At 41.5% G+C, this 9206-nt stretch carries 12 protein-coding genes; all 12 read right to left on the bottom strand.

What is annotated here, in order from left to right; translation table 11 throughout:
* Positions 1 to 145: 145 nt before the first annotated feature.
* Positions 146 to 646, bottom strand: coding sequence for a LysM peptidoglycan-binding domain-containing protein (locus Q9Q35_RS05305; RefSeq protein WP_304652469.1), 501 nt, complete (start codon positions 644 to 646; stop codon positions 146 to 148).
* An 11-nt stretch (positions 647 to 657) separates the two neighbouring features.
* A complete protein-coding gene (locus Q9Q35_RS05300) occupies positions 658 to 1008 on the bottom strand; it encodes a hypothetical protein (protein ID WP_304652468.1) in 351 nt (116 codons plus the stop codon).
* Positions 968 to 1174, bottom strand: coding sequence for a hypothetical protein (locus Q9Q35_RS05295; protein ID WP_304652467.1), 207 nt, complete (start codon positions 1172 to 1174; stop codon positions 968 to 970). Before Q9Q35_RS05295 ends, Q9Q35_RS05300 begins: the two co-directional genes overlap by 41 nt.
* Positions 1174 to 2133: a N4-gp56 family major capsid protein gene (locus Q9Q35_RS05290; RefSeq protein WP_304652466.1), complete on the bottom strand. Its 960-nt coding sequence runs from the start codon at positions 2131 to 2133 to the stop codon at positions 1174 to 1176. Before Q9Q35_RS05290 ends, Q9Q35_RS05295 begins: the two co-directional genes overlap by 1 nt.
* A gap of 13 nt (positions 2134 to 2146) precedes the next feature.
* Positions 2147 to 2752 (bottom strand): DUF4355 domain-containing protein, encoded by a 606-nt coding sequence (locus Q9Q35_RS05285; RefSeq protein WP_304652465.1) that lies wholly within the window; start codon positions 2750 to 2752, stop codon positions 2147 to 2149.
* A gap of 110 nt (positions 2753 to 2862) precedes the next feature.
* Positions 2863 to 3201, bottom strand: a complete 339-nt coding sequence (locus tag Q9Q35_RS05280; protein ID WP_304652464.1) for a YjcQ family protein — start codon at positions 3199 to 3201, stop codon at positions 2863 to 2865.
* Positions 3202 to 3212: 11 nt separating this feature from the next.
* The gene (locus tag Q9Q35_RS05275; protein ID WP_304652463.1) at positions 3213 to 3518 is read right to left on the bottom strand and encodes a hypothetical protein; all 306 of its coding nucleotides are present in this window, start codon (positions 3516 to 3518) and stop codon (positions 3213 to 3215) included.
* Positions 3497 to 5134 (bottom strand): hypothetical protein, encoded by a 1638-nt coding sequence (locus tag Q9Q35_RS05270; RefSeq protein ID WP_304652462.1) that lies wholly within the window; start codon positions 5132 to 5134, stop codon positions 3497 to 3499. The genes Q9Q35_RS05275 and Q9Q35_RS05270 overlap by 22 nt, the downstream gene beginning before the upstream one ends.
* A complete protein-coding gene (locus tag Q9Q35_RS05265) occupies positions 5100 to 6521 on the bottom strand; it encodes a phage portal protein (protein WP_304652461.1) in 1422 nt (473 codons plus the stop codon). Before Q9Q35_RS05265 ends, Q9Q35_RS05270 begins: the two co-directional genes overlap by 35 nt.
* A complete protein-coding gene (locus Q9Q35_RS05260; protein WP_304652460.1) occupies positions 6521 to 7822 on the bottom strand; it encodes a PBSX family phage terminase large subunit in 1302 nt (433 codons plus the stop codon). Before Q9Q35_RS05260 ends, Q9Q35_RS05265 begins: the two co-directional genes overlap by 1 nt.
* Positions 7800 to 8366: a terminase small subunit gene (locus tag Q9Q35_RS05255; RefSeq protein WP_304652459.1), complete on the bottom strand. Its 567-nt coding sequence runs from the start codon at positions 8364 to 8366 to the stop codon at positions 7800 to 7802. The genes Q9Q35_RS05260 and Q9Q35_RS05255 overlap by 23 nt, the downstream gene beginning before the upstream one ends.
* A gap of 334 nt (positions 8367 to 8700) precedes the next feature.
* Positions 8701 to 9150, bottom strand: a complete 450-nt coding sequence (locus Q9Q35_RS05250) for an ArpU family phage packaging/lysis transcriptional regulator (protein WP_304652458.1) — start codon at positions 9148 to 9150, stop codon at positions 8701 to 8703.
* Positions 9151 to 9206 lie beyond the last annotated feature (56 nt).

Here is a 9206-nt window from a genome sequence, read left to right as displayed (position 1 = left end):
TCGACTCGTCCCATATTCATTCCAAATTGCTTTCTTTTCGTTCATCCCATCAAATAGTCCAGCCTCAATAGTTTTACCATCGATTTTTTTCAGTTCAGCGATCGTCTTATCAAGTCCAAAATCGCCAGTCACACTTCCTGTGATACTAATATCCATAGAAGCGATACATCGTTTCGTTCACGTATTGATCCCGTGCAGAAGGTGTATACGTTGGTTTCAAAACGGTCCCTGGTTTAATCTTGTTTTGGTCAAGGTAATCAATGCTGTTGCAGCGTCGGATCCAAGCGTTAGTCACGCCCCATTTTTCAGCTAGCAACCAGATCTTGTCACCTTTTTTAAAAGTGTATGGTTCAAGTGTTTTAGGCGTTGGATATGGTGGTTGCCAACGTGCCAATTCCCATTCTTTTGTTCCGACATTATAAAACTTGATAGGTCCTTTGAGGCGACCATACAAATTTTTAGGTGACAATTCTTCTGGTGTCGGTTCTGGTTTAACTGTCTCGTTTGGCTCTTCTTGTTCGATTTGAGCCTCTTCTTTTGGTGGTGGGACAATTACACTCGTGACCTTTTCTTCTTCGACAGGCGCAACTACAGCATCATCTGTGTTGATTTCTGTCGTTTCGATTACTTTTTCTTCTTCACTCATTTATTTTCACCTCACAAAAAACGAATCGAACTAGTATTTGTCTTGAGCGCTCGCTTCAGTCGTAAATACTCAGTTAAATAATCATCACTACCACCACGATCAAAATATTTAACAGTCAAGACTGCAGCTGTTTGCTCTTGAATGTTTGAATTTTCGTTACTTGCTACATAACAAAAATGCGCCGTCAAATACGCCGCACCCATCACAATATTTTTTTCTGTAAAACCATCATCTTCAACTTGATTTAAAGCGTCTTCGATAAAACTATTTAAGATAGCTTCATCAAGCTTTCCGATGATCGCTTTGATATTTGGAAACAACTCAAGTCGAGCCTTGATCGCCGTCCTCATCTCTTCTTTCATCGATATAGCCTCCTTCAAGCAATTCCTTTAATCTCAGCTTTGTAGTGGCCCCAGCATATGGTTTGTACGGGTAAGTGTCACCTTCCCAATAAACATGCTTTTCGCCATTCTCATCAACTGAGTTCAAGTTGCTGTCAGTAAAAGCTTTAGTTACCACGTAAGCCATTAGACCTCACCTGGCTTCTTTCCGGTCGTACCAGTTGTTTTCTTTTGCTTACCGATACGCTTATCTTCATCAACGTTTGTCACTTCGTTATTAACTTCTTTGTTTTCAGGTGCACCAGTAGTACCATTCTTACCTGTCACATCAGAGAATGTCACCTTAACGACTTTCGTTGGATCGTAAAGGTATGGAGCATAGTAAGATGTCGCATAGATATCTGTACGACGTAGCTTAGGTACACGATCTGGTTCAACTTTAACACCGCGCTTCATCATCAACTTGATCGCTGGTTTATTACCCCCATCAACTTTGACAAGGTAGGCTTCATTGGCGTCTAATTTACGCGAACGTACTAATTGCACACCTAAAATGTCGCCGTAAACACCTTTAGTTAAAGCATCGCTACCTAATTGTGTACCACGCAACCAATCTTTACCAGCTTTCAAGCGTAATTGTCCCGCCGCTTTTGGCGAAACTAGCAAGACAATACGACTATCATCTTCGTCATTGTAGATATCTAAGGCGTCTTGAATACCGTCAACAGTAGCTGGGACTGTAACATTTTGAGTCGCGCCTTTTAGCGTTGCTAAGACATCATTATCGACTTTGTTTGCCATTGCTTTTGCGATCTGTGAAGATAATTCGCCGTAAGGATCACCATATCCCGTAAGCAAAGCTTGGTCAGTGATCGAACCACCCTTACCGATCTCTTTGATCGTTGCTGCTTTAGATCCATAGGTCAAGCTAGATGTTTCGATCGGTTCACCTTCCTTGACGTCTTGGGCGTCTCCGATGTAGTTCCAAGCTGGAAACTCCACTGTCGTCCCTGGACGTCCTTCTAGCGTACTATCGACTGTAGCTAAGCCTGTAAATTTCATTTGTGCTGTCAATTCAGCTGGGATCATGTCCGCTAAGACTTGCGGATCCAACATGTCTTGACTATAAGTTACTTTGTCTGCCATTGCTTAATTCCTCCTAAAATAATTTTTTGACCAGATCTTGATACAATTCTGGTTGCTCTTTTTTAAGTTCTAAGCGTTCAGTGTATGACATGCGTTTGAACTCGTCCAAAGTAGCGACCTTTTGCCCGCTTCCGGAATGTTTAGGCGCACTCGTACTGAAGTCTTGACGTCGAATTTCTCGAGCCTTTGCTTCGACTAGATCAGCGAATTTGTCGATGCGTTCAGATGTTTTTTCAGCTGTGTCAGCTACCACCAAATCTAAAACATCTTGGTCAACAGAGATCCCTTTTTCTTTCAAGATCCCCATCGCCGTTTGTTCCATTTCCTGACGTTGCACTTTGGCTCTAAGCTGTTCTAGCTCTTCGTCACGTTTCTGATCTTCATACTTACGGCGTTGAGTCGCATTCATCTCTTCGAGTTTCTTAGCTTCGTCTTGTTCAGCTTTGACTTTAGACTTAGCTTCTTCAAAGAGCTGTGAACGTAACTTGTCTTTACTGCGCTTAACACGGTCTGTCACGATACGATCGACTTCATCTTGAGTAAACGTCTTTTCTTGTGATTGTTGAACAGATGTTTGTTCTTGCGAAGTCTCCTGTACGTTTTGTTCTTCTTGATCCAAAATGGACCCCTCCTTTTTAAAGTCTTGTTTGACTGTTTTGCCTTGCAGCTTTTAACGCCGTCAGCATGTTTTGGGCAAAAGAAAAAGACATCCCACATGGAATGCCTTGTTCATATCAACGGTAACCAGTCTCTAGCTTCTTTGGCTACTTTGTAAGCTTTTTGCATTAGTGAATTTTCTTCCAGATACTGGATACCTTGGCTAGTAATGTGCCAGTTTCTCGGATGATTGAGTACACTGTTTTCTGGTGGGATAACGTCCATGAACTCAATTCCTTTGACGTAACCATCATCAGACAACATTTTCATCGTTTCGTATAATTGGCGATCAGAAATACCTAACGTTCTAGCGTTCAGACTATCAACGTTAGCATCTAAGCCGTTCTCATAACAATCATTTAAGTATTTCAAGATCTTGCATGCTACTCGAGCGTAGGAATTAGATTTCATATACAACTCTCCTAAAGTACCGTATCTCTTGATACCATATTTTCCTTGATCTTAGTACGCATCATAATCTTATCTTCTTCTCTACCCTCTTGGAATACTAATTCTTCAACATCATTGAAATAATAGCATCCATCAGGGTTATCCATCCGTCCGTCTTCATCAAACATTAGGTAATGTTTTAGGCTTGTTCTCTGTCTAAAAGTAACGTATGCGTTAAACGCAGCTTGATTTTCGACAGGTCCTTGTTGCCCCCAGATTCTTTCCAATACAAAATAATCTATTTTGTATTTGTACTCTAAGTATTTGTGCCTTTCCATTCTATCTTACCCCTATTCATCACGTTCAATTCTACAGCATATCTATTTTCCTTCACTATATCATATCCCGATAGAACTGCAACTATATCATAGTGAGTATCAGTATAGTATCTTGACGGCAAACCTAAATCATCTGCAAGCTTAGTAATTTTGTTATTTATATTCCAATCTACAACCAATATCTTTACATCACTAGCTAATCCTAATTCTAAAACTTCTCCGTTTCCTCTAGTGTACCTGTCTGTCGTCTGACGGTGCTTAGTCATATAGATTCCTCTACCCCAATCTGACGTAAACGTTCCCGACGGAATATAGTCTCCCTTGAATAAATCAAACTTTATTTTATCCATCCCTATATCGCCGTTTGCTCTTATACCACGATAAAAAACAGTAGGTTTTTCTAAATAGTTTGGATCTTTAGGGTTTTCTGCAATTTTATTGAACCATTCATGAGCGCTAAAAGTTTTTACCACTCTAGGTTTTGTATCATACCCAACTTCATGGAAAAGCCAATCAATAAAACCGGTCTTAACATCTTCTCTATCTAATGTCTTATTACTGAATGTTCCATCTTTTATAGCTTGTCTAATGTCTATACCTGTTTCAGCCTTATAAACCTTAATGACATTATTTAACCGTCTCTCTAACTCCTTAAATTTACTTTCATCAATATCCGAAAGATCTATAAAGTCATACGGTCCAGATTTATAAACTCCAACCCGCCGGCATCGACAGTTCGGATGCGAGTCCCCAGGAATTCGCGGACTAGACTCATCCCCGACTTTGTAAGGGCCTGAAATAGCCCAACTAGTGCATACCTTGCACGCCCCGGGTTCAGTCACCCAATCAAAGTACTTCACGTTGTTTGCTTTAAATGTTTGTTCAACGATCGCATCTTCTCTTGCAGCTGCTTCAGTCCGAGCTGTTCGTTTGGCTTTGACTGTCGCATCCCTAATGATCTTAGGAATATTATCAGCACGCATACTTTCCGCATTTCCCGGATAAAAATGATTTGCGATATCTTCTGCGCGCATCCCTTGAGATACCATGCTATTGATCACATTGCTGATCCGGTTAACAGCTTGATCATGATCTGTCAATACTCGCTCAGTCCAGGGAACAAAGTCTTTTACCGTTTTGACTTTGAATTCTGGATCAGCATACTTCTTGACTGACATTTTTGGACTGTTTTCATACTTTGCTTGATAGGCGATTTCTTCTTTGACAGCTATCCGATTATTCTTTTGAATGATCTTGCTGACTTTGTGGGTGACTACAATAAGAGCCATACCTATTAAAGCCGTTATTAGCCCCCTAGGAGACGTTTGACTCATTGCAGTATAATATTCCACTCGGTCTTGTTCTTGCGCTGACAAATCATCTGGGAGCTTGTCATACTGTTGTTTGAGTAAAAGCATGTCTTTTACTGTGACCTTGCCATATAAATTAGCCGGAACGACCACGCCATCAACTGCATAACGATTATGCACGTCGCTCACGATCGCACGCAAAGTATCGACCGCTTCGTTGTACACTTTTTCGATCTCAGCTTCAGTTGCTTGATCACGTTCAAGCAGATAATCAATCCGCTTTTTGACTTGTTCGACTGTTTGCATTTGCATCACCATCCGTCAAAGCATTCGTTTGCTTTAGCACTTGCATGTTAGCTTTCATCTGCTCGTTTTTCTCTCGATCCATTCGTTCTTGTTCCTGGCGTGGATCATTAACGATAGAAAGCGTCTTGAGCCACGTTTCACTTGATACCAGGTTCGCTAAGATTTGGGCCGTTTGAGCTTCTGAAAGCGTGTCGTGTGGTAGATCGTATTGGAAATTGATATCAAGGTCTTTCCACGCTGCTCGACTGATGTTTTCGATCAGATCTGAAGCAAACACGACTTGATACATGTCCTTCAATGACTCGATAAAACCACGAGACTTCAAAGTGGCCAGATTTAACATCGGCTTGTACTTCATTTCGAGCGCCACACCTGTTGAGTTGCCAAAATCTTTATCGTTCAAGTTAGTTATCATTGAAACTTGATAAAGATTATCAACGATCCGATTGATAAGATTTTCTTGTGTCTCATCAGCATTGGGCTTTGATAAGAAGTCAACGTCTAAGCTTTCTGGTGTTTCGTTTGGGTCGTCGCTTTCTCGAGACTTCAGATTAATGATGCGGTAATTGCGTAGGTTTTCGAGGTCGTCTTCGCTAAGGATCGCACCTAGTACTTTCATGTATGCATCAGCAAAGTAATCGACGTCATTTGCTTTCTCAGACATTGCTTTATCGATCTCATCGATCAGCGGTAAAACGTTCTTGATCACGCTCAAGCGCTCATCATTTTCCACTGCTTCGATTATCGGGATCATCCCGAACGGGTTAGCTTGTCGAACACCGAAATTACTTGTATTGCGACTAGTATCAGATTCCCATTGATAACGTTCAGAAAATACCGTGATCTTATAGTTAGCAGATGCTCCGACATGTCCATATCGGACTGCGTACAACGGCTTATGCGCCACTGTATTGTCATAAATCACGAATGTATCGAGTGGTAATGCGTCAGTAACGTAGATCTCGCTGTCGTGACTATAGACATAAAAATAAGCCCTGCCAAAAATACAGGACTCTTTCCAGACACGAGCGATCACACTATCCATTTTGCGTGACACATTGAACTGAGATAGCGATTTATTACCTAGATCTTCTGGCAACGTGATCTGAACAGGTTTACCAACAGAAAAACCGGTGAACGTGTCGACTAACTTTTTTGGATAATTCAAAACAAGGCGGTTGTCTGGTTTGTTATTTGGTTTTTGCTTAGCTTTCACGATAGCGTCGTGATCCGCTTTGTAATATCTGCGCATTTTTGCGTACTCACGAGCAAGTTGCTCATTTTCTAAGATAAAGCGCATGACATCAGCTTGCGTGATCTCCTGTTCGCTATCGTAATAAAAAACGTTGTCATCACTAACGATGCAACGATCATTCAAATATTTCACTAGATACCCTCCTTGCGTAGTTTGATATTTCTTTGTTTCTTGACGTATAAGACTTTCATTGCAAAATACCGGTCAGCGTCTAAGCAGTGATCGTGTTCTTTGACGACTGCATCTTCACCACGATCAGCAGCTTTCTTATCCCACATATAAGACCCAAATTCTTTGAGCGTGTACTGACTAGCTTCTGTCCATTTCATTTTTCCTAAATTCATTTGCGTCATCATGAAACGAACGCCGTCAAGAACGTTGTTATTAGCGTTGACGACTACAAAGCCACGATTTCGCAAAGCCTTTTTGAAAGAAGCAGCGGACGGGTCGACGATCAGCTTTACATTTTTACGGCTAAGATCATGCTCAAAGAAGAAATCTTCGAGATCATCGATGTATTGCTCGTCTGTCTTCTGTCGTCCGGTTTCACGGCCGGAATAATAGTACTCGGCATTGTTGTACCAAGTACCCTTAAATAAGCTCCACAGCTTAAATACAGTCGCATTTTGCGTACCGTAATCGATGCTGATCCATTGCTTTTCCCAAACCGTGTCTTTTGGGATGTCGACCACCATTTTTTCCCGGTCAAAGTTGTCATAAACCAAGCCATCGGCCATAGCCCACTGCCCCAGAATGTATCGCAGATAAAACACGCCAGAATACATAGAGTCGTAGCGCCTTAGTGTTTCTTCAGATAGTGAAGGATTATCCTTCATCAAGAAATGAATCCGGATCGCATTCTTCTTTGCCAACTGATCTATCCACTGCAATTTGAACCAATGATACGGTGAATCCGGGTTACAGTTGAACCACGCTTTTGACCCTTCAACAGACAGACGGGATGTCGCTTGTGCCACGAAACTTTCCGGCATCAAAGCAACTTCATCAAAAAAGAACCCGCCCAAGGTGATACCTTGGACCAGGTCCTGGGATGCTTCATTAGTCCCACCAAAAAGGAAAAAGTAGTTCGTTTTCCCGTTTTTAGAGACCGTCAACATATTTTCTGATTGATTATCCTTAACGTGGTAATGCTCAGAGATAAGCATTCGTTTTAGATCTCGGATAACGTTCCGGCGAAGTGATCCAATCGTTTTTCCGGCCATCCCAAAATTGACGCCATCGAAATTCATCATCGCCCAGCGAACGTAAGAAAACGACATGATGACTGTTTTCCCAGCACGAACAGAGCCATCAGCTATGATCGCGAACTTGTCTTTATACTGCGGTGATTGCCACCAGAAAAGCACCTGTAGCTGTTTTTTCGAGAAAGGTTTGAACGTGAATTTGACGTTAAGCTTCGATTTCGTCTTCATCGCCAAAAACTCCCTTCATCCCTTCAGCAACAGCACTTGCCAGGTCGTCTGTTCGAACTTCGTCTTCATCAGTTCCAAATTCTTCTTGTCTAATTTGTACTTCAAAAGCATTGAGCATTGCTTTAGCTTCAGCTGAATCAGCATCTGCTTTGAGCTTACGAACTTGTTCTGCGACGAGTGGATCGTTGCCTGGATAACGTTTCATGATTTCTTTTGCTGCACTTATACGAGTCTTCATGTCTGCTTCTTTTTTCTCTTCAGCATAGCTTTTGCCAAACTGGACAAAGACTGTTTCTTTTGTCTCGCCACGCATGACAGCAGTTAAGAACTCTAACACTTCTTTTGCATCTGCAATCTTATGAGACTCGATTTCAGCCATTTTAACGTCTATATAGGCTTTTATGTTGGGTTTTGTTAGGTTCTCAGCTCCTACAAATCTCGCTGACTTATCCGAATAACCAGCTTTTATTGCTGCCTGTGTTGCGTTCCCGGACTTAAGATATTCATCAGCGAACGCTTTTTGCTTAGGTGTTAGCTTCTTCACATCATTTCACCCACCTCCGATTTTTTAAGTAAAATAAAAAGCCAGCTGTTGTAGCTGACTGTAGAATATTATTAAAATAAAGACCCGGGCCGGACTCGAACCGACTAGCATTACGCTACTCTTCAATACCGGGTCATTTTGCCACACTCGGCATTTACGTGGCAAGGACTTATCGCGCCCACACGTCGCACTTATTTAATGACGCAACGACACGTCAGAATGCAATTAAGATCACCTAAAAGAAAGAAGTTTCTATCCCATTTCGGGACACTATCATAATAACCCGTTTGTGCTCTTACTGCGCTCTACTAATAGTATGACAGCGCTCTACCAATCATATAGTTTTCACTCTTAGATCTATCTTGTTTCTTTGAACACATAATCTTTCAGCAAACTCTATACATGCGGCTATCTTTAACTGATAGTATCGAGCAGTACTATATTGCACTTTCTGAGCTACTTGCCAGTCTGCTAAGCCTTCGATATAGCGATAGTAAAGTATCAACTGATAAGTGTTGCTACAGTGATTTAAAGCGACGCTCACATCTTCTAAAATAGACTTAGCTTTTGCTGACTCGCTACTAACATATTTGACGACCATGTTTTCTTGGCCATTACCTGGACTAGGTGCTTTAGGCATACCGTCCATGCTGACAGAGCGGAAGAAACTACGCTGTTTATCAGCCAACCGCAATAGCCTTTCAAGATCCTTATCAAAAAATTTTTTGACTTTTTCAGCAGTCGCGACTTCATCGAGATCAGGAATTAAATCAATCAAGTCCATTCGTCCGCCCTCCTATGTTATAATTAGATAGCGAATATTTGTTTGGAGAGCGACTG

The organism is uncultured Ligilactobacillus sp., assembly GCF_948826705.1.
Taxonomy (GTDB): domain Bacteria; phylum Bacillota; class Bacilli; order Lactobacillales; family Lactobacillaceae; genus Ligilactobacillus.
This window is presented reverse-complemented; position numbering and strand designations above follow the sequence as displayed.

Coding starts and splice junctions, on each gene's coding strand:
- Q9Q35_RS05305 (WP_304652469.1), bottom strand. CDS start 646: ATGAGTGAAGAAGAAAAAGTAATCGAAACGACAGAAATCAACACAGAT.
- Q9Q35_RS05300 (WP_304652468.1), bottom strand. CDS start 1,008: ATGAAAGAAGAGATGAGGACGGCGATCAAGGCTCGACTTGAGTTGTTT.
- Q9Q35_RS05295 (WP_304652467.1), bottom strand. CDS start 1,174: ATGGCTTACGTGGTAACTAAAGCTTTTACTGACAGCAACTTGAACTCA.
- Q9Q35_RS05290 (WP_304652466.1), bottom strand. CDS start 2,133: ATGGCAGACAAAGTAACTTATAGTCAAGACATGTTGGATCCGCAAGTC.
- Q9Q35_RS05280 (WP_304652464.1), bottom strand. CDS start 3,201: ATGAAATCTAATTCCTACGCTCGAGTAGCATGCAAGATCTTGAAATAC.
- Q9Q35_RS05275 (WP_304652463.1), bottom strand. CDS start 3,518: ATGGAAAGGCACAAATACTTAGAGTACAAATACAAAATAGATTATTTT.
- Q9Q35_RS05270 (WP_304652462.1), bottom strand. CDS start 5,134: ATGCAAACAGTCGAACAAGTCAAAAAGCGGATTGATTATCTGCTTGAA.
- Q9Q35_RS05260 (WP_304652460.1), bottom strand. CDS start 7,822: ATGAAGACGAAATCGAAGCTTAACGTCAAATTCACGTTCAAACCTTTC.
- Q9Q35_RS05250 (WP_304652458.1), bottom strand. CDS start 9,150: ATGGACTTGATTGATTTAATTCCTGATCTCGATGAAGTCGCGACTGCT.